The organism is Kitasatospora sp. GP82, assembly GCF_029892105.1.
Classification (GTDB): Bacteria; Actinomycetota; Actinomycetes; order Streptomycetales; family Streptomycetaceae; genus Kitasatospora.
The window spans coordinates 50167-69944 of sequence record NZ_JARZAJ010000033.1 but is presented as its reverse complement, the minus strand read 5'-3'; the positions used below and the strand labels follow the sequence as shown (position 1 = coordinate 69944).

The following is a 19778-nucleotide window of genomic DNA, read 5'->3' as shown; positions in this document are numbered from 1 at the left end:
GTTACATTCCGAACCCGGAAGCTAAGCCTCGTAGCGCCGATGGTACTGCAGGGGGGACCCTGTGGGAGAGTAGGACGCCGCCGAACAAATTTTGATAGCCGTGGCCCCCAGCGATTCGCTGGGGGCCACGGCTTTTTTGTTTTCATAATGCTTTTTGCCCGGCGGGTGGTGCTAGGTCCACCTCAAAGTCGGGTCCAGGGGCCAGTGCACCCGAGAGGAAGCCCGGACAGACTGATACCCGAAGCGTCAGGAACGAGCGGAGGGGTCCCGATGGCGAGTCAGAGCTTGCCGGCGATGGCCAGGTGGACGAACGAGGGGCGGGAAAAGGCAGTTGAGGGGTTGCAGGCACAGCTACGGTGCCTGCAGATAGCGATTCAAGCCGGGCTGGCACCCTTTGCCCTGCTGGTGTGGGCGGGGCTGTCCCTTGCCGGTGTGCTCGGGAGGTGGGGCCTTGAGCCGCCGGGCCTGCTGTTCGCCTTTCTGGCGGCAGCTGCGTGGCCGGTGGGTCTGGTCTGGGCTGCCCGGCTGAACACCCGCTGGTCCCGACGTCGCGCCGAGGCGTGGTTCGGCGCTCGTATCCCGCAGAACTACGTGACCGCCCCACCCTTGACGCAGGACGAGCGGGGGCATTGGTGGACCGGCCACTCGTACTACCGAGACCGGCGCACGGCGGATCTGGCGCTCTCCGTCCGGACAGTGGCAACGGATCAGCAGACCTGGCGCGATCTCAAGTGGCTCGTGGTGAACGGGGTGCTGGCCGCTGTCCTGGCGGTGCCCTGCCTGGGGCTGTTCGTGTTCGGGGTGGGTACGGCGATCGTGCAGCTCCGGGATTCCTACCAGGGCGTGAGCGATGTCTACAGCTTCCGCCTCTTCATCCTCGTGCCCGTCCTGCAACCGTTGGCCATGGTCTTCGTGGGGCTGGTGCTCGCAGCCGTCGGTCTCCTGATGGCGCCGTCTGCCGTCCGGCAGTACGGGCAATGGATGCGACGGACGCTCGATCCGCAGACACCGGGTGCCTGGGACAAGGCCCGGCTGACCAAGCGGGTGGAGCATCTGACCAGCTCGCGCGCCGACGCCGTGGGGAGCCAGGCGGCCGAGCTCCGCAGGATCGAGAGGGATCTGCACGACGGGGCCCAGGCCCGGCTGGTGGCGATCGGGATGACGTTGGGCACGATCGAGCACCTGATGGAGACCGACCCACCGGCTGCGCGGGAGCTGCTCGCCGAGGCGCGCCAGTCATCGGCCAAGGCCCTGCAGGAGCTTCGGGATCTGGTACGCGGCATACACCCGCCAGTGCTGGCGGAGCGCGGCCTGGGTGACGCGGTTCGAGCACTTGCTCTGGACAGCGCGCAGAACACGGAGGTGACGGTGAGTCTGCCGACGCGGCCGGAGGCTCCTGTGGAGGCGGCTGCGTACTTCTGCGTCAGTGAGTTGCTGGCCAATGCGGCCAAGCACTCGGGGGCTCAGCAGGTTTGGGTGGACATCCTCTTCCGGGCCGGTCAGCTGCGGATCACCGTGACGGACGACGGGCACGGCGGTGCGAATCCGGAGCGTGGTAGCGGGCTGCGTGGAATCGAAAGGCGGTTGGGTACCTTCGATGGAGTCCTGTCGCTCAGCAGTCCGGCGGGCGGTCCGACCACGATCACCATGGAGTTGCCGTGCGCGTTGTCCTCGCAGAGGACCTCTACCTTCTCCGAGAGGGCCTGACCCGCCTCCTGGAGGCACATGGTTTCACCATTGCGGCGGCGGTCGAGACGGGCCCCCAGTTGCTGGAGGCCCTGCTTGAACACAGGCCTGATGTCGCAGTGGTGGATGTCCGGTTGCCCCCGACGCTTACGGACGAGGGCCTCCAGGCGGCGCTGGCCGCCCGGCGGCAGATCCCCGGTCTGCCGGTGCTGGTGCTCTCGCAGCACGTCCAACAGCTCTATGCCCGTGAGCTGTTGGCGGATGGCTCCGGTGGCATCGGATACCTGCTGAAGGACCGGGTGTTCAACGCCGAGCAGTTCATTGATGCGGTGCACCGGGTGGCCGCCGGGGGGACCGCGATGGACCCGGATGTCATCGCCAAGTTGCTGCAGAGCCGGGCTAGTTCACAGCCCTTGCAACACCTGTCACCGAGGGAACGGGAGGTGCTGGAACTGATGGCGGAGGGCTGCTCCAACTCCGCTATCGCGGCCCGGCTGACCATCAGCGATGGCGCGGTGGCCAAGCACATTGCCAATATCTTCACCAAGTTGGAACTGGCCCCTGCCGAGGACGCCAACCGTCGGGTTCTCGCGGTGCTGGCGCACCTCAACGGTGCTCCTTCGTAGCCGTTCCAACCCCGCGGCGACCGGAGGCAGGCCGGAACAGGAACGCGCGTACGAGTAGTATCCGGGGGGCCGAGACGGTCGGTCGTGCGGTGATCCCGCACCCGATATGAGAGTGAATCCGGCAGCGACGGTCGCGCACGGCAGCAGCCGAGTTCCAGGGGTTGATAAACGAATGGCACGTCCATCCCTTACCCGTGCTCACCGGGCTCTGCTCGGTGTGGTCGCGGCCGGAGCCTGCGTGATCTCGGGCATCGGGTTCGCCGGCTCCTACAACGCTGTGCGCGAGCTGGCGTTGCAGAAGGGCTTCGGCTCGTTCGCGTATGCCTTCCCGATCGGTGTGGACGCCGGGATCGTCGTTCTGCTGGCGCTGGACCTGGTTCTGACGTGGCTTCGGATACCTTTCCCACTCCTCCGCCAGACCGCGTGGCTGCTGACGGGCGCGACGATCGCCTTCAACGCGGCGGCCTCCTGGGGTGACGCACTCGGGATGGCGATGCACGCTGTCATCCCCGTGCTGTTCGTCGTTGTCGTCGAGGCTTCGCGGCACGCTGTCGGCCGGATCGCGGCGATCACGGCGGACCGGCACATGGAGTCGGTCCGGCTGATGCGCTGGGTGCTCTCGCCCGTACCGACGTTCCGGCTCTGGCGGCGAATGAAGCTCTGGGAACTGCGTTCCTACGACGAAACGGTTCGGCTGGAGCAGAACCGGCTGGTGTACCGGGCGCAGTTGAGGTTCCGGTACGGGCGTGGCTGGCGCCGTTCGGCGCCGTTCCAGGCGCTGCTGCCGCTGAAGCTGGCCAAGTACGGTGTGCCGCTCGATCCGAGCGTCCTGGACCGGATCGACGGCCCGCTGGACTCCGTAGCGGCCGCCCAACCCGAGCAGGCCGTCCAGGCTGCTCAGCCGACTCAGGTCGCCTCGACCGGTCAGGCCGGGATCGGACAGATCGAGGCAGGGCATGTCGCCGCGCCGAACGCCGGACCCCCCCAAGCGGTGATCGCACAGGCTGGGACCGGGCAGGCCGGAGCAGAGCACGCGGCGGCAGCTCCTGCGGCTCCTGCGGCTCCGGTGTCGGCGGCGGCTCCGGTGTCCGCGGCGGTCGCGCCGACGCTGGCGAAGCTGGCAGCTGTTCGGCTGCGCGATGCCAACGTCCCTGCGAGCGAGGAGCCGACCCCGGCTCCCGTCCAGTCGGAGCTGAACGTCTGGACGGCGCGTGCTGTCCAGACGCACGCGCAGCAGGCGCAGACGAACACCGCTCGGGTGCCGGGTCAGATGTCGCCGTGGTTCAAGCCGCCGCGTGTCCCCCGGCCGGCCGGTGAGGAGACGGGCCCGGTCGTTCAGACGCCGCTCGCCTCCGCCGAAGCCGTCGAGGCGCGGGCGGCGCAGGCGCAGACTGTGCAGATGCCGGCCGCTCAGGGCCCGAGCGGGGCTGCACGGGGTCCGGCGCCGGTCGGGCCGCGTGGGCCGCGTCCGGTCCGGCTGGAGCAGCTGGTGCCCGAGGCGGTGGTCGTGAACGGTGGGTCCATGCAGCAGACCGCCGCCCAGGCGACGCTGATTGACGGTCCGTCGGCTGGGGCGGCGGCCGGGTCGCGGTCTGCTTCCGAGGCCGAGGGCGCGGGCGACATCGGCGCCGTGACGGGGTCCGGTGCTGAGGCGGCCTTCGAGAGGGCCGAGTACGACCGGCGCCCCGCCGCTGCCCCGCTGGACGCCGATGTCTGCTTCGAGGCGTTGATCGGTTACATCGACCAGTACGGTCACCAGCCCGACCCGAAGCGTCTGGCGCAGTACCTGTCCGCCGAGCAGGGAGTGGTCGGCTCTCGCCCGGACGGCTCGGTGAACCCGGCCGAGCTCGATGTGATCTGGTCGCAGCTCCAGGACCGGTACGTCGCCTCCGGGCGTGACTGACAGCGCGAAGCCGGCAGCGAGAACGGCCCGAGCGGCCGGAGTGGGCACTCACGCCGGAGCGGGCACCATGCCGGAGCAGACACCCTTGTAGATACAGCCGGACGGCGGCCGCGCACCTGCGCGGTCGCCGTCCGGCTGTCGGGCGGCCATTGACGCCCTGCGCTTCCCGCCACTACCTTCGCATCAACAAATTGTTGAACATCTGCAGGTGGAGGAGCTCCGATGTCGCAGGTCGAGGTGGACGGCAGCAAGCCCGAGCGCGGAGCGTCGTTCTCGCCTACCGCCCGAGCTGCCGTGGAGGCCCTGCTCGCACCGGTCGATGCCGAGCTGGCGCGCCGTTACCCGGGTGAGCCGGGTACCCGGCAGCCTGTCCACACGGTGTACGTCCCGGCCGACACCTTCGACGCGGAGACCGTGCAGACCTGGGGGCGCGAGGCGCTGCTGGCGTTCGACACCCACGCCGGTACCCCGGCCCAGCTGGCTGCCGCGCTCGGCCTCCCCGCCGACGAGCTGCTCGCGGATGTGCACGCCCGGGTGCGCGCCAAGCTGGAGCGCGAGCCGATCGAGGACCTGCGGATCGACTTCGAGGACGGCTACGGTCCGCGCCCGGACGCCGAAGAGGATGCGGCAGCCGTCCGTGCCGCGCAGCTGCTGTCCGCTGCCGTGGCGGGCGGCACCGCGCCGCCGTACATCGGTATCCGGATCAAGTGCATGGAGGCGGCGGTCCGGGACCGTGGCATCCGTACCCTGGAGCTCTTCCTCTCCACGCTGCTCGCCGAGGGCGGTCTGCCCGAGGGGCTGGTGCTCACGCTCCCCAAGGTCACCTACGTGGAGCAGGTCACCGCGCTCGTGCAGCTGCTGGAGGACTTCGAGCAGCGGGCGGGGCTGCCGGCGAAGCGGATCGGCTTCGAGATCCAGATCGAGACCACCCAGGCCATTCTCGGACCCGACGGCCGGGCCACCGTCGCCCGGATGATCGACGCGGCCGAGGGCCGGGCCACGGGTCTGCACTACGGCACCTTCGACTACAGCGCCTCCTGCGGGGTCAGCGCGGCCTACCAGAGTATGGACCACCCGGTCGCCGACCACGCGAAGGCCGTGATGCAGGTGGCGGCTGCCGGTACCGGAGTCCGGCTCTCGGACGGTTCCACCAACGTGATCCCGACCGGCTCGACGGAGCAGGTGCACGCGGCGTGGAAGTTGCACCACGGCCTCGTCCGGCGCTCGCTCGCTCGCGCCTACTACCAGGGCTGGGACATGCACCCGGCCCATCTGCCGACCCGCTACGCAGCCGTGTACGCGTTCTACCGCGAGGGCCTGGCGACTGCCTCCGCCCGCCTCGCGGCGTACGTCGCGAAGGCCGGCGGTGATGTGATGGACGAGCCCGCCACGGCCAAGGCGCTCAGCGGCTACGTGCTGCGTGGCCTGGACTGCGGGGCCGTGGACCTGGCCGAGGTCACCGAGCTGACGGGCCTGGACCGCAAGCAGCTGGACACGCTCGCGGGCCGTTGACCTCGCGGGCCGCTGCCGTGCGGGTTGTTACCCCTGCGGGTTGCCGACCTCGGAGCTGAACACTTCGGAGCCGTTGATCTCGGAGCCGTTGGCCTCGGAGCCGTTGGCCTCGGAGTTGTTGGCCTCGAAGGAAGCACTGACCCCGGAAATCCGCCGAGCCCGGAAATGCAGGGGCGCAGAGTTGCAGCTGCGGGGCGCAGGTGCCGCCCATCGCGCGGTCAGCCGCCACGGAAGCCGTCCTGAGCGGACGGAGGCCGGTGGTTAAGCTGGCGGGGTCGACAAGACCCCGCCAGCTTTCCGCTTTCCGCCCATTCGCAGCTACGGAGATCCACCGCGCCATGTCGGAGCCGAGTCCGAGTCCGAAGCCGTATCTGACGATCCGGAGCTCCGGCAGTCACGAGATCGAGATCAAGAAGTCCCGGTTCATCTGCCACCTGGCAAGGGTCTCGGATGAGGACGAGGCGCAGGCTTTCATCGCCGGCATCCGCAAGCAGTACTGGGATGCCCGGCACAATTGCACGGCTTTCGTGGTCGGTGGCGAGCAGCCGCGCGAGCGCTCCAGCGACGACGGGGAGCCCGGTGGCACGGCGGGTGTGCCGATGCTGGAGGTGCTGCGCAGGCGCGGCCTGACCGACACGGTCGCCGTGGTCACCCGGTACTTCGGTGGGATCAAACTCGGTGCGGGCGGACTGGTGCGGGCCTACGGGAGCGCGGTCTCCGAGGCGGTGGACGCGATCGGACTGCTGGAGCGCCGTCCGGTGGCGCTGCTCGCCGTGGCGGTGGACCACACCAGGGCCGGCCGGTTGGAGAACGACCTGCGTGCGGCCGGCTATGCGGTGACCGATCTGGCTTACGAGGCGACGGGGGTCCGCATCGAGGTCGGGGTGCCCGAGCCCGAGGTGACAGCCTTTCGAACTTGGCTCGCGGAAGCCACCGGTGGCGCTGCCGAGGCGGTGGCGGCGGGCCGGACCTTTGTCGAGGTCCCGGTCTGACACCCTTGCGCGACTGGCTGGTTCGAGTACGGCGCAGATCGCCTTTCCGGCTGTGATGGCGGTCGCACGAAGTCCACATGACACTCGAACGAATTAACCATGCCGGGAGTTGGAACTTCCGCTGCCGGAGATTGCGTTTCCCAGGGCAAGGATCCGTCCCCGGCGCCGGGCTCGGCGGAATCCGTAGGCCAAACCACTGATGGAGGACTTCAGACCCCACCGCCGCACCACAGGAGGTACCGCGCATGACTCCGGAGCACACTCCGTCCAGGGGCCAAGCATCCGAGCCGCCGGGTCAGTTCGGCCAGGCCGTGCCCTACCGGATGACGGTTGCCACTCCGCTGCCTTACGAGGAGGCGGTCGCCCTGGCGGACCAGCAGTTGGCGGCCTGGCTGAAGGAAGAGGGCTGCGAGGAGCCCCCACCCGGGGCGGACGCGCCCTGGACAGCCGATCCGCCGCCATCGTCCACCGAACGCCTGCGCCTGGGTGAACGGATCCTGCTGGACCGGGATTTCGGTCCGTTGCGGGCAGTGTCACCGTCACCGGAGATCCCACCGCCACCAGAAGCCCTGCCGCCGACGGCGGTGCTACCGCCACAGTCGGGCCCCACACGCGAAGGTCCAGCACGCGAAGGCCCAACGGCGGCACCGCAGGACACCCCAGCCATCGGCCACTACACCCGTCGCCGGCTTCGGACCCCCGCCCCGCACGGCACGCATCAACTGACCCTCACCATAGCGACCACCACCCCTTCGACCCTCTCCGCCTCCGCTGCCGCCACGGCTGGTCCGCAGACCTGGGTCCGGCTGGAGGCCGAGCACCTGGCGTCCGGCTCCGGGGTCCGGACGGTCGGCCGGGTTCCGGTTCCCGAACTGGCCCGCACGCTCCTCCCGCTGCTGGACGCGATGGACGGCCCGGCTGCCGTCGGCCCCGTGGCCCGCCTGGTGACCCCCGACGAGGTCGACGCCTTGATCGACGAACTCTGCGATCCCGACCGCCGTCTCCCGACGATCGTTGCCAGCGTCCCCTCCGGTGTTCCGCTCGGCGAGTGGTTCGCCGGTACGGTCGAGCCGCTGATGCGCCAACTGACCGGCCTGGCGGTGCTCTACGTGCTGGACCATGCGGCCCTCCCGCTCTTCAACGTCGCACTGGAGTACCACAAGGTGTACGGCGGCGCGGTCCGCACCTACCTGCCCGAGATCGACCCCGCCTCCCGGCTGGACGGCACCCGGCACCCGGTGCTGGCCCGCCAGCGGATCGAGGAGGACATCCGCCGCGCCGCCGCCCTGCTCTCCCGAGAGCCTCGTCGAGTGGCCGCCGAGCTGCCTCCGGTGCCACTGCTGCTGGCCGTCCCGCCCCTTCAGGTTCCGGTCGAGACGAAGAGGGTTGCTCGCCCGGAGTCACCACTGCCGTCACAGCAGTCGCATTCGTCATCTCAGGCACAGCTTTCTCTGTCGTTGCGGCAGTCCACTGCCGGCACGGAGACCGACGGGCCCCGTCCAGCCGAGGAGTCGCAGCTGTTCGGCCGCAGCCTGCACGCCCCTCGCTGGCGGGATCGCTGGGCCGAGGGCGAGGAGCAGTACGGCGCGCTCCGCCGGGTGGGTGTGCAGGTCCGGGCGGTGTCGGCCGGGCGGCTCTGCACGGTCACGTCACCGGAGTCGCTCGACCGGTTTCGACGTGCGGACATAGCGGCGGATCCGTTCGAGGATTCGATGCCCGCCAGTTTCAGCGAACTGGTCTGCCGCTTCACCGAGTTCCCGCTGGTGGATTTCACCGGCGATCAGAAGGAGACGCTTGCACTGGACGGCCAGGCGGACGGCGCAGGGTGGGCCCGACTGGCCTGGGAGGGGCTGACGGCCCTTCAGGAGTATGCGGCGGCTGCGGTTCGCGGTGAGGCGGGCGGCGACTTCAAGCAGTGGTGCGAGCACACCCCGCCCGGCTGCCACCACTTCCCGCCGCGCAAGGCGGTGCGCGGAGAGTCGCGAACGGTCGAGAGCCACACCAAGTGGAAGCGCGAACGGATGCTTCCCGTGCCGGAGTGCGTGGATGTGTCCCGGCGCGCGTTCATGGGCGCGCACCTTCGCATCGGTGGCGGCCGGACGGCTCCCCGTCTGCACTACCTGGACGACTGTTCGGGCAGCGGCCGGATCTACGTCGGCTACATCGGACTCCACCTCACCAACACCCGGACGAACTGACCTCGCGAACCGACCTCGCGAACCGACCTCGCGAACTGACCTCGCGAACTGACCTCGCGAACCGACCTCGCGAACCGACCCCGCGAACCGACCTCGCGAACTGACCTCGCGAACTGACCTCGCGAACCGACCTCGCGAACCGACCCCGCGAACCGATCTGCCGAACTCATCCGACCACCCACTCAACCACCCCACTCAACCACCGTGCTGAACCACCCACTGAACCGTCCCACCGAACCGACCGGCCGATCCGCCGAAGCCCGGGCCGGCCTGGCCGACCGGCCCGGCGAGCTGAGCGGATGAACAGGGCACCCGTCCCCCACAGGAGGTCAACACCCCTACCAACTGAAGAGCTTGGCTGACCTGCGCGCCGGAACGGTGGACAATGCTGCCCAGGAAGGGTCCGAGTGGGCACCAACGGGCCCGAGCGGACAAGCGCAGACGAGCATGGGGGAACGACCGCCGATGCAGTACTCACCCGAGAGTCAGCCGGACGGTACTGCCCCAGTCCTCCAACCGGGCTTCCTGGCCTCGGTCTTCCGCGATCTGGGAGCAGACGTGCCCGAACAAGGGACTTCGCCGGAGGAATCGGTGGCCGCGCACGGCCGCGCTGCCGCCCTGACCCACCACCGGACGCTCACCGTCCAGGCCGAGCACGAGCGCCTCGCGGACTTGCTACGCCGGGCCGCGCTGCCCGTCTCCGCCATGGACTTCGAGAGCCAGCTGCGCAGCTACGAGCCCCGCCCGTACCTGGCCGGTGAGCCGGACCCGACCGCCGAGGCCGAGCCTCGCTGGGAGGACTACGCCCCGCCCGAGCCGCCCGCCGCCGACCCGGACGAGGCGCCCTCCCGCCGCCTGTTGGACTCCGGCTACCAGCGCGAACTCGCCCAGGCCCGCCTGCGCCACCAGCGCGAGCTGCGCGAGTGGCGCACCCGCCGGGCCGAGGCCGCCGACTCCGGTGCGATGGCGGCGCGAGCGGCGCACGAGCAGGCCGAGCAGGCGCGGGCGCGGGCCGTCCGCGAGTACAACGAGACCCTGGAGGAGTGCCGCCGGGCATACCGGCTGGCCGAGCCCGCAGCGGTCGAGTCACTGCTGGAGCGAGCCCTCGCCGCCGCCGAGGGCGCAACCCAGGACCTCCCGGCCCCTTGCCGGGCCGTGTTCCGCCCGCTCACCCGTACCGCCGTGCTGGACCTGGACCTGCCCCCGCTCGACCTGGTGCCCTCGCTCTCCGGCTACCGGTTGACGCCGTCCGGTGAGATCGAGCCGGTACCCCGCCCGTCGGCCGACCGTGCGGCGGACTACCTGCGGCTCGCCGCCCGCCTCGTGCTGCGCGCTCTCCAGGCTGCGGACGCAGTGGACACCGACGAGATACTGGCCGGGGTGGTCCTCAACGGCTGGCTGCGCGAGACGCCCTCCGGCGCGGCGGTCTGCCTGCTCAGTGTGGATGCCGACAGGGACGCCCTGGCCCGTACCCGCCTGCTCCCGTCCGGTCCCGCCCCACTCGGTGAGGAGGAGGTCGAGCACGGTTACGGGGACGGTGTCTATGCGGACGCCGAGCAGGACGAGGCCCTGGTCCGGCTGCGCGAGCTGGCCGCCGCGGTCACGCCTGATCCGTATGCACTCGTCGCGGTCGAACAGAGTGGTGCTGCGGGCTCCGCCGTCCCCACGGTGGCGGACCTGTCGCCCAACGAATTCGCCCATCTGGTCCGTGACTTGCTCACCCGGGGCGGGCTTGCCGGCTGGAGCGTACGGCTGCGCGGTGCAGCCGGGCTGGTCGCGACCGGCGAGGGCGATGCCGGCAGCGCGCTGCCCGGCCGCTGGGTGGTGTGGGCCTCCCGGGGGTCCGACCCGGTCGCGGTCGAGGAACTCAGGACACTCGCCGAGGCGGTCAGGGAGGAAGGCGCCGATCGCGGCCTGCGACTGACCAGCGGGCGTTTCTCCGACGCCGCCCTAGACCTGTCGGGTACTGCGCCCTACGAGCAGATCCACTTGGTGGACGGCGATGGCGTAAGGGAGCTGACGCAGACTCATCTCGGCCTGCCGCTCGCGATGGGCGACTGAGGCATCCCCGAGCGGCAGCCCGGTCTGCAGCCCGGTCCGGCAGCCCGGTCCGGCAGGCTGGACCGGCAGGCCGGTTCGACAGCCCCGTCCGATGCGAAGCCGGTCGGCGGCGATGAGGGGTCGCCGATTCGCCGGTCGTGCTCCACCGAACGCAAGGCCGCGGGCGCAGGGCGCGGCGTCACCCCGACGGGCGATCCGGCGCGCGACAGCTCCGGGGGCGGCCGCAGGCTTGGCGGAGGGCTTCGGCACAACCGGGCCCGGCCGGGCGGACCTCGCCTGCGGGCAGCGGTATCAGCGCGGCCGCCCGGCCATTACGACCGCCCGCCCGGCGGGACGCGAAGGCGGACTGCCCTCGACCCGGGGGAGTGAACGGGATGACCGCCGTACTCGTCGCTGCCGCAGCCTTCCTCATGACCCTGATCGGCGGCTTCGTCGCCCAGCGGACCGGTGACCGGCGGCATCTGGTGCTCGGCTTCGCTGCCGGGCTGATGCTCGGGGTGGTCGCCTTCGACCTGCTGCCCGAGGCATTGCATGCCGCGCCGGAGAAGGTCCACGGGGTGCCGCAGGCGCTGCTGCTGTTCGCGGCGGGCTTTCTGACGATCCACGTCGTGGAGCGCGCCGTGGCCATCCACCGGGGGCACGAGGGCGAGTACGCGGCCCACACACACGGACACGACCACGCGCACGGCGGACGTCAGGGTGTCGGGCTGGCCGCGGCGGGCGCACTGGTCGGACACAGTCTGATGGACGGCTTCGCGATCGGCGCCGCCTTCCAGGCCGGGACCACGGTGGGCACGGTGGTGGCGATCGCGGTGGTGGCCCACGACTTCGCGGACGGCTTCAACACGTACACGATCACCCGGATGTACGGGAACAACAGGGCGCGGGCGCTGGCCCTGCTCGGGGCGGATGCGCTGGCACCGGTGACTGGGGCCGCGGTCACCCTGCTGTTCACCATCCCGGAACGGATGCTCGGCCTCTATCTGGGCTTCTTCGCGGGCTTCCTGCTCTACCTGGCGACCTCGGACATCCTCCCCGAGGCCCACAGCCCGCATCCCTCACGCTCGACCCTGCTGTGCACGCTGCTGGGGGTGGGGTTCATGTGGCTGGTGGTCGGCCTGGCCGACTGACCGGGACGTCCGCTGACCGGGACGTCCGCGCGCGGGTCAGCCCGGCGACAGCCTGTGCGGCGGTCCCGGTGAGCGCGGCCGTCGGCCTCAGTGCGCTGCGCCCCGGGTGGTGCACCGTGCCGACTCGTAGGCTGCCTCGGCGCTGCGCAGCGCCTGCAGCAGTGCCTCCTGCTCGCCCGGGCTGATCGGGGCGAAGTACTCCTGGGCCACTTCGTGGCGGACCTGGGAGATCCGCTCCAGGGCGGCGTGGCCGTCGGCGGTCAGCACCACGCGGACGGCGCGCCGGTCGGCCGGGTCCGGGGTCCGCTCGACCAGGCCGACCTCCTCCAGCGCGTCCACCACCGTGGTCGCCGAGCGCGGGGCGATGTGCAGATGGTCGGCGAGCTGGCTGAGCCGCATGGTCTCGCGGCTCTCGCAGCCGGGGGCGAAGGCCAGTACACGCAGGGCGCGTGCCTGGCCGGGGGTGATGCCGTAGGGCTCCAGCCGGGTCATGGTCTGCCGCCTGATCCGCTTCATCGCCCGGGTCAGCGCGTCCGAGAGCTCCGCTGCGGTGTCGGTGGGCGAGATGGTCATGGTCGGGCTCCCGGCTCAGGTGTGTCCCAGACCGAAGGCTGGGGAGAGTGAGGCCAGGGTATCGGGCAGTCCGAGGTATGCGGCTCCAATAACATCTTGAGCCATACTCAGTATCTGGGCTAGGCTGATCCAGGTGAGGGCAGCCTAAGTTGCCTCCTGTGAAGCGTGAAGCTTCCCGCGCCGCCCTTTCGTGCCGCGCGGTGGATCTCGCGAATGCCGACCGTCCGAGCGCTGGAGTACTCATGTCCCGTTCCGAAGCCCGTGTCGCCACCGATCGTCCGGCGCGCTACGGCAAGCAGCTGGCGGCCCATCTGGGGCGCAAGGTCGAGGCCGACTGGTCCGAGGAGACCGGCCGCGGCCGTGTGGTCTTCGGCGCCGGGGCCGCCACCCTGGTCGCCGAGCCGGGCGCCCTGCTGCTGACCGTCGAGGGAGCGGCGGAGAGCCTGCCTGGTCTGGAGGACGTGGTCGGGCGTCACCTGGTGCGCTTCGGCAGCCGTGACGAGCTGGTGGTCGAGTGGCGCCGCGACAGCGGAGAGCCGGGCCTGGTCCACCGCAACGACAGCGAGGACGGCCAGGTCAGCGGAGCCTGACCCAGCGGTCCAGGCTCCACAGCAGCACTGCGGCCAGACACCAGCTGGCGGTCACGTCCAGCAGCCAGTGGAAGTCGCTCCACACCAGGCCGGCCCCGACTCCCAGGCAGAGCAGCGCGGTGCCGGCGTGGAGCAGCCGCCGGGCTGCCGCCGTGAGGGTGCGTCCGAGCAGCAGGGAGCCCACGCCGTAGGCGATGGCGGAGGTGGCGGTGTGTCCGGACGGGTACCAGCCCCACTCGCCGGGGGTGAGCGGAAGTCCGAGCGGCCCCGTCCGGGCGAACCACGCCTTCGCGGGTACGACCAGCAGCGGGATCAGAACCGCGGCCAGGGTGGCCGTCGGCAGCGGCGGCCACCAGCGCCGCAGGCCCGACCGCCACTGCCGCCAGGCGGCCAGGGCGGCCGCGCCGAGCAGTACGGGGATCGCCGGAACGGAGTTGCCGAGATCGGCGAGGAGCACTCCGAACCGGTCGAGCACGGAGCTGTGCAGCTGCCGGTGCAGCTCGTGGACGGTGCGGCGGACGGCGGTGTCCAGGTCGAGCAGTGGACCGTGGGCGGCGACCTGCCAGGAGATCACCGCGAGCACCAGCAGAAGTGTCAGGGGCACGACAGCATGCGAAAGCCGCCCCGGAGCAGGGGGGAGAGCTCCAGGGCGGCTGTGGTGATCGCCGTTCCGTGCGCCCCGGGGGGTGTGGGCCGGACGGTCGGTCGATCGGTCTTCGGGACCGGCCGCCCCCATCGGGGCGGCGGGCGGTGTTACTGAGGGCTGCAACTCGCTGTCCATCTGTCACGACAGTACGTCAAAGCCGCTGCGGGGCCGAGGCGGTCCGTCAGTTTCGCACAGCATCTTCACCAGTGGGATTACAACCTCCACGCCAGGCCGGCCGTCGTTGGCGGGGCGCTGCAAGAGGTGTGCTGACCTCGAACGACGGAACGACGGAGCGGGCCCGGCCGCCAGGACCGAGCCCGCTCCTTCCGGGAGCCGGTGAGACACCGACGCCCGGATCAGGCGCCCTTGAACGCGCCTTCGAGCGCGAACGCGCCCTCGATGATGTCCAGGCCCTCGGTCAGCAGGTGCTCCGGGATCACCAGCGGCGGCAGGAAGCGCAGCACGTTGCCGTAGGTGCCGGCGGTCAGCACGACCAGGCCCTCGGCGTGGCACGCCTTGGCGATCGCCGCGGTGACCTCCGGGTTGGCGTCCTTGGTGCCGGGCTTGACCAGCTCGACGGCGATCATCGCGCCGCGGCCACGGACCTCGCCGATGATGTCGAACTTCTCCTGCATGGCCCGCAGGCGGCCCAGCATGATCTCGCCGATCCGCTGCGCCCTGCCGTTGAGGTCCTGCTCCTTCATGGTCTCGATGGCGCCCAGCGCGGCGGCGCAGGCCACCGGGTTGCCGCCGTAGGTGCCACCCAGGCCACCGGCGTGCGCGGCGTCCATGATCTCGGCACGGCCGGTCACGGCGGCCAGCGGCAGACCGCCGGCGATGCCCTTGGCGGTGGTGATCAGGTCCGGGACGATGCCCTCGTCGTCGCAGGCGAACCACTGGCCGGTGCGGCAGAAGCCGGTCTGGATCTCGTCCGCGACGAAGACGATGCCGTTGGCCTTGGCGAACTCGATGATCTTCGGCAGGAAGCCCTTGGCCGGCTCGATGAAGCCGCCCTCGCCCTGGATCGGCTCGATGATGATCGCCGCGACGTTGTCGGCGCCGATCTGCTTGGTGATGATCTCGATCGCCTGGGCGGCGGCCTCGGCGGCGCAGTTCTCGGTGCCGGTCAGCCAGCGGTAGGGGTACGCGACCGGAACGCGGTAGATCTCCGGGGCGAACGGACCGAAGCCCTGCTTGTACGGCATGTTCTTCGCCGTCAGGCCCATGGTCAGGTTGGTGCGGCCGTGGTAGCCGTGGTCGAAGACCACGACGGCGGTGCGCTTGGTGTAAGCGCGGGCGATCTTCACCGCGTTCTCGACGGCCTCGGCGCCCGAGTTGAACAGCGCGGTGCGCTTCTCGTGGTCACCCGGGGTCAGCTCGTTGAGCTGCTCGGCCACGGCGACGTAGCCCTCGTAGGGGGTCACCATGAAACAGGTGTGGGTGAAGGCGGCCAGCTGCTCGGTCGCCTTGGCGACGACCGCCTCGGCGCTGTTGCCGACATTGGTCACGGCGATGCCGGAACCGAAGTCGATCAGCGAGTTGCCGTCCACGTCCTCCAGTACGCCGCCGTTGGCGCGCGAGACGTACACCGGCAGGGTGGTGCCGACACCGGCGGCCACCGCGCCCAGCTTGCGGGCCTGCAGTTCCTGCGACTTCGGGCCGGGGATCGCGGTGACGAGGCGGCGCTCCTGCGGGAGCGGCGTTGCAGCACTCATGCTGTTCTCCAAGTTTCTCAAGGCGCGGTCTTCGCAGGCTAAGGCCGTGCCCGAGGCTCGGGCATGCGCCACTCGGTAGCACTGCGCCTTCCGACTTGTCCTGACCGGCCAGCGCGCGTAGATCGGCTGTCCCAGGCCCTGGCTCCACTACATTGAGCGCGGGTGTGTCGCCCGAGGGGCGGCATGGGTATGGCACAGCCGGGCGGGAACAGGGAGCGGGGCCGGGAACATGGGACTGGACGGCACACAGGGGAAGTGGGCTGCACAGGCGGACCGGGCAGCCGTCGCGCTCCCGCAGCAGCGCAGCAGCCACCCCTTCGACCTGAGCGCCTGGGTAAACGAGCCCCGGCCCGAGGCCGCCGCCGGTATCTACCGGTACGGCTACCGCCAGGTCGACCCCGACCGTGCCGAGGATGCCAAGGTCCCCGCCGGACCGCTGCTGCTGCGGGCCGCGCTCAACCTGCTGGTCGCCTGGTTCGCCTATGTCTACGGTGTCGAGCTCGTGCTCTACGTCGCCAGGCTGCTGGGACTGCTGGGCGAGCTGGACGAGACCGTCGGCCTGATCGTCCAGCTCGCCGTGAACGTCGCCGTGGTCGCCGGGGCGGTCAAGCTCTTCGGCCGGATGGGCCGCTGGCCCGAGGTCTGGCGCCGCTACGTCGGCCCGCTGCTCGCCCGCACCGTCACCCACGAACAGCCCGACCCGGCCGAGGCCGCGCAGCCCGCAGGCCCCGCCGACCCCTGGCACCGGCTGCGGCACGGCGGGGCTCCGCTCGCCGCCCAGTACCTGGACGCCGAGGCCGTGGGCGACGTGGACTACATCCGGATCCACCGGGCCTGGGAGACCGTCCTCGGCGACCCCGAGCTGCTCCCCGCCTTCACCGAGCAGATCACCACCCGTGGCGCCGCCGCCTGCGCCCACCCCTCCCAGGCCCGCGACCTGCCGGGGCGCAGCCGACGGCACGACCTGCTCACCCGTCAGCTCCGGCTCGGCACCACCCAGAACGTCATCAAGAACCCGGCCACCCACCGCAGCTCCGGACTCGCCCTCGATCCCGGCGTCCTCGGCACCTCGCTGCTCGCCGTCGGCCCGGCCGGCACCGGCAAGACCGCCAGGCTCGCCCGCCCGGTCGCCGAGGCGCTCTGCCTCCAGGCCCTGGCCGGGACGGCCTGCGCGGTGGTGGTCGGGGCCGACGACGCCGACCTCGGCCCCGACGAGTGGTACGACGTGGTGATCGCCCCCGGCGACCCGGACTCCGCGTACGGGTTCGACCTGTTCGGCGGGGCGAGCGCGGTGGACGAGGCGGCCGCCAGGCTGGCCGACGCACTGCTCCCCGACGAGCTGTCGGCCCGTGCGGAGAACGCCAGGACGGCCCTCCAGCAGATCGTCGGCCCCTTCCACGCCGCCTACCGGCGCTACCCGGGCGTGCGCGAGCTGCGCGCGCTGCTCAGCGGCGATCCCGACAGCTTCGTCGCGCTCGGAACGGCCCTGGGCGAGGCCGATCTGCTGCCCGCCCATCAGCCCGACCTTCAGCACCGGGTGCGCCAGCACGGCCGCGCCGACGACCCGGGTGCCCTGCTCGCCGACCGGTTGGCGCTGCTCGACCGGCCGGCCTTCGCCGACTTCTTCGCCGGTCCCGGGCCCGGCAGGCCGGCCTTCGCCATGCGGGCGCTCGACCACCCGCTACGGGTGCGTATCAAGCTGCCCGAGCGCAGCCACCCCGAGGTCGCCCGGATGCTCTCCCGGCTGGTGGTGGGCCAGTTCGCGCAGGCGGTGGCCGCACGGGAGGAGCGGGCGCTGTTCGCGGGTCTGGTGGTGGACGACGCCTCGGCGGCGGTGGACGCGCACACGGTGCGTGGTCTCCAGCGGATGCGGACGGTCAACGCCGGGGCGGTGCTGCTGCTGCGGACCCTGGTCGATCTGCCGGAGGCGCTGCGGGCCCCGCTGTTCGGGGCGGTCGGCTGCCGGATGGCCTTTCCGGGGATCGCGCCCTGGGACGGCAAGCTGTTCTCCGAGGCGTGGGGGACCCACCTCGTCCCCGAGACCTCCGTGACCCACACCCCGGACACCTCCGGCGGGCTGCTCCGCCGCTCCGGCCGCCTCGCCCGCAAGGCGCTCTCGGGAACGCCCGTGCAGACCGAGAGCGTCACCACCCGGGATGTGGAGCGCCACCGCTGGTCCCCGTCCGACCTCGCCCACGCCCTGCCCACCGGTCATGCGGTCGTCTCCCTGACCACCGTGGCGGGCGAACAGGTCCCGCCGCTGCTGGTCGATCTGCGCGACTGAAGCCGAGCGTGAGGGGGCGCAAGGGAACTGACGGTCCGACGGGTTCGGGCGGTGCGCCGGCCGGGTGGGGGTGGGATGCCCGGCTGACTCCGCTGCGGTGGATTCGGCCTTGTGGCTTGTCCTAGCCGTACATAATGGAGGCAGATTCCCCTCGCCCGATCGCAACGGCGCGACCAGGTCGAAACCACCGAAGGTTGGCATGCCCCCCACACTCGCCTCCGTCGTCCGCAGCACCTCGCTCCACCTGACGGTCCTGGCCGGCGCGGACCACCTGGAACGGCCCGTCCGCTGGGTCCACACCAGCGAGCTGGACGACCCGACGCCGTTCCTCGAAGGCGGCGAACTACTGCTCACCACCGGCATCAAGCTCGGCAAGGCCGCCTCGAAACTGCAGGCGTACGTGCACCGGTTGGCCGACGCGGGCGTGGTGGGTCTGGGCCTGGGAGTGGGTCTCTCGCACACCGAGGTGCCGCAGGCGCTGGTGGACGCGGCGGCGCAGCGCGGTCTGCCGCTGCTGCGCGTCCCCGAGGCGACGCCGTTCATCGCGATCAGCAAGACGGTCTCGGCCGCACTGGCCGCGGAGCAGTACGAGGCGGTGACGACCAGCTTCGAGGCCCAGGAGGAGCTCACCCGGGCCGCGCTGGGCAAGGACGGCACCACCGCCGTGGTGCGCAGGCTGGCGGCCCGGCTGGGCGGCTGGGCGGCGCTGTACGACGGTTCGGGCGCGCTCTCCGCCGTGGCCCCGGACTGGGCGGCCCGCCGGGCCGGCCGGCTGGCGGCGGAGGTGGACCGGCTGCGCCGTAGACCGGCCCCGTCGAGTGCCGCGCTGCAGGGCCGTTCCCCCGGGATCGACACCGCCGACGAGGACTACGTGGTGGTCCAGTCGCTGGGTGCCGACCGGCGGGCCCGAGGCTTTCTGGCGGTCGGCACCGAGGATCGGATCACCCCGACCGAGCGGTACGTACTGAACGCCGCCGTCGCCCTGCTCACCCTGACCCTGGAGCGCTCGCGCGAGCTGCGGCAGGCGGAGGAGCGGATGGGCGCGGCGCTGCTGGGCATGGTGCTGGCCGGCGAGGTCGGCACGGCACGGCAGGTCGCGGCAGGGCTGTTCGGCGGTCTGCCGGAGGGCACCGCCAGGGTGCTGGTGGCCGGTGCCGCGGCGGGCGCGGAGGCCGCCGAGGCGCTGGGCGAGCTGGGCGACCGGGCCGAGCAGGCCGGTGGCCGGGTCGGCGAGCGACTGCTGGTCTCCCGGGACGACGGGCCGCACGGGCCCAGGCTGACGGTGCTGGCGCTGGACAACGGAGCGGCCCACCGGGCCTGCCTGGGCGCGGTGGAGGAGCACGAGGGCCTGGCACTGGGCGTCTCGGCGCCGACCACGCTGGAGGAGGCCGGGGTGGCCTTCGCCCAGGCGGAGCGGGCACTGGCGGTGGCGCTGCGCGGCGGCCGCCGCGCGGTGGACCACGAGGAGGTCGGCGCGGGCTCGCTGCTGCCGCTGCTGGGCGAGGAGGCGGTGACGGCGTTCGCGGAGGGTCTGCTCCGTCCGCTGCGCGACCACGACCGTACGGCGCGGGGTGATCTGGTCGCCTCGCTGCGGGCCTGGCTCTCCCGGCACGGCCAGTGGGATGCGGCGGCCGCCGACCTCGGTGTGCACCGGCACACCCTGCGGTACCGGATGCGCCGGGTCGAGGAACTGCTCGGCCGCTCGCTGGACGACACCGACGTCCGCATGGAGCTCTGGCTGGCCCTGCGGGCCGGCGAGGAGTAGGCGCGCCAGGGTGCGGGGCCCTGCTTGATCAACAGCCCCTAAAAAGTCTCCACGGTGTACTGGCATGCGGGCCGACCAGGACGCTGTGTCTAATCAG

The 19778-nt window shown here is 71.4% G+C and carries 14 protein-coding genes and 1 rRNA gene; 12 read left to right on the top strand and 3 right to left on the bottom strand.

The window, feature by feature from the left end; genetic code table 11:
- The 9 genes from rrf to P3T39_RS27670 form a co-directional block, all read left to right on the top strand.
- Positions 1-86: ribosomal RNA gene (gene rrf / locus P3T39_RS27710) — 5S ribosomal RNA — on the top strand; the annotation flags it as partial.
- A gap of 184 nt (positions 87-270) precedes the next feature.
- Entirely contained in the window at positions 271-1707 is a 1437-nt protein-coding gene (locus P3T39_RS27705; protein WP_280701732.1) for a sensor histidine kinase, read from the top strand.
- A complete protein-coding gene (locus P3T39_RS27700) occupies positions 1659-2312 on the top strand; it encodes a response regulator transcription factor (protein WP_280701730.1) in 654 nt (217 codons plus the stop codon). Before P3T39_RS27705 ends, P3T39_RS27700 begins: the two co-directional genes overlap by 49 nt.
- Positions 2313-2484: 172 nt before the next feature.
- A complete protein-coding gene (locus P3T39_RS27695) occupies positions 2485-4215 on the top strand; it encodes a DUF2637 domain-containing protein (RefSeq protein ID WP_280701727.1) in 1731 nt (576 codons plus the stop codon).
- Positions 4216-4437: 222 nt separating this feature from the next.
- Positions 4438-5727 (top strand): aldolase/citrate lyase family protein, encoded by a 1290-nt coding sequence (locus tag P3T39_RS27690; RefSeq protein WP_280701726.1) that lies wholly within the window; start codon positions 4438-4440, stop codon positions 5725-5727.
- 338 nt (positions 5728-6065) lie between these two features.
- Positions 6066-6719: a YigZ family protein gene (locus tag P3T39_RS27685; protein WP_280701724.1), complete on the top strand. Its 654-nt coding sequence runs from the start codon at positions 6066-6068 to the stop codon at positions 6717-6719.
- A gap of 245 nt (positions 6720-6964) precedes the next feature.
- Positions 6965-8917, top strand: a complete 1953-nt coding sequence (locus P3T39_RS27680; RefSeq protein ID WP_280701723.1) for a hypothetical protein — start codon at positions 6965-6967, stop codon at positions 8915-8917.
- A 465-nt stretch (positions 8918-9382) separates the two neighbouring features.
- Positions 9383-10978 carry a restriction endonuclease gene (locus P3T39_RS27675; protein WP_280701722.1) on the top strand — a complete coding sequence of 532 codons (1596 nt, stop codon included), beginning with the start codon at positions 9383-9385 and terminating at the stop codon, positions 10976-10978.
- Positions 10979-11352: 374 nt separating this feature from the next.
- Positions 11353-12108, top strand: coding sequence for a ZIP family metal transporter (locus P3T39_RS27670; protein WP_280701720.1), 756 nt, complete (start codon positions 11353-11355; stop codon positions 12106-12108).
- 87 nt (positions 12109-12195) lie between these two features.
- Here P3T39_RS27670 and P3T39_RS27665 read toward each other — a convergent pair whose 3' ends face one another.
- Entirely contained in the window at positions 12196-12681 is a 486-nt protein-coding gene (locus P3T39_RS27665) for a MarR family transcriptional regulator (protein ID WP_280701719.1), read from the bottom strand.
- 242 nt (positions 12682-12923) lie between these two features.
- Here P3T39_RS27665 and P3T39_RS27660 point away from each other — a divergent pair, with 242 nt between their 5' ends.
- The gene (locus P3T39_RS27660; protein ID WP_280701717.1) at positions 12924-13271 is read left to right on the top strand and encodes a DUF2218 domain-containing protein; all 348 of its coding nucleotides are present in this window, start codon (positions 12924-12926) and stop codon (positions 13269-13271) included.
- On the opposite strand, the gene P3T39_RS27655 is transcribed toward P3T39_RS27660, so the two are convergent.
- The gene (locus P3T39_RS27655; RefSeq protein WP_280701715.1) at positions 13258-13875 is read right to left on the bottom strand and encodes a phosphatase PAP2 family protein; all 618 of its coding nucleotides are present in this window, start codon (positions 13873-13875) and stop codon (positions 13258-13260) included. The genes P3T39_RS27660 and P3T39_RS27655 overlap by 14 nt on opposite strands.
- Before the next feature lie 398 nt (positions 13876-14273).
- Entirely contained in the window at positions 14274-15632 is a 1359-nt protein-coding gene (gene gabT, locus P3T39_RS27650) for a 4-aminobutyrate--2-oxoglutarate transaminase (RefSeq protein WP_280701714.1), read from the bottom strand.
- 229 nt (positions 15633-15861) lie between these two features.
- Between gabT and P3T39_RS27645 the strand changes: the two genes are divergently transcribed.
- The gene (locus tag P3T39_RS27645) at positions 15862-17916 is read left to right on the top strand and encodes an ATP-binding protein (RefSeq protein ID WP_280701712.1); all 2055 of its coding nucleotides are present in this window, start codon (positions 15862-15864) and stop codon (positions 17914-17916) included.
- Between the two features lie 199 nt (positions 17917-18115).
- Positions 18116-19681, top strand: a complete 1566-nt coding sequence (locus P3T39_RS27640; protein WP_280701710.1) for a PucR family transcriptional regulator — start codon at positions 18116-18118, stop codon at positions 19679-19681.
- The last annotated feature ends 97 nt before the right edge of the window (positions 19682-19778 follow it).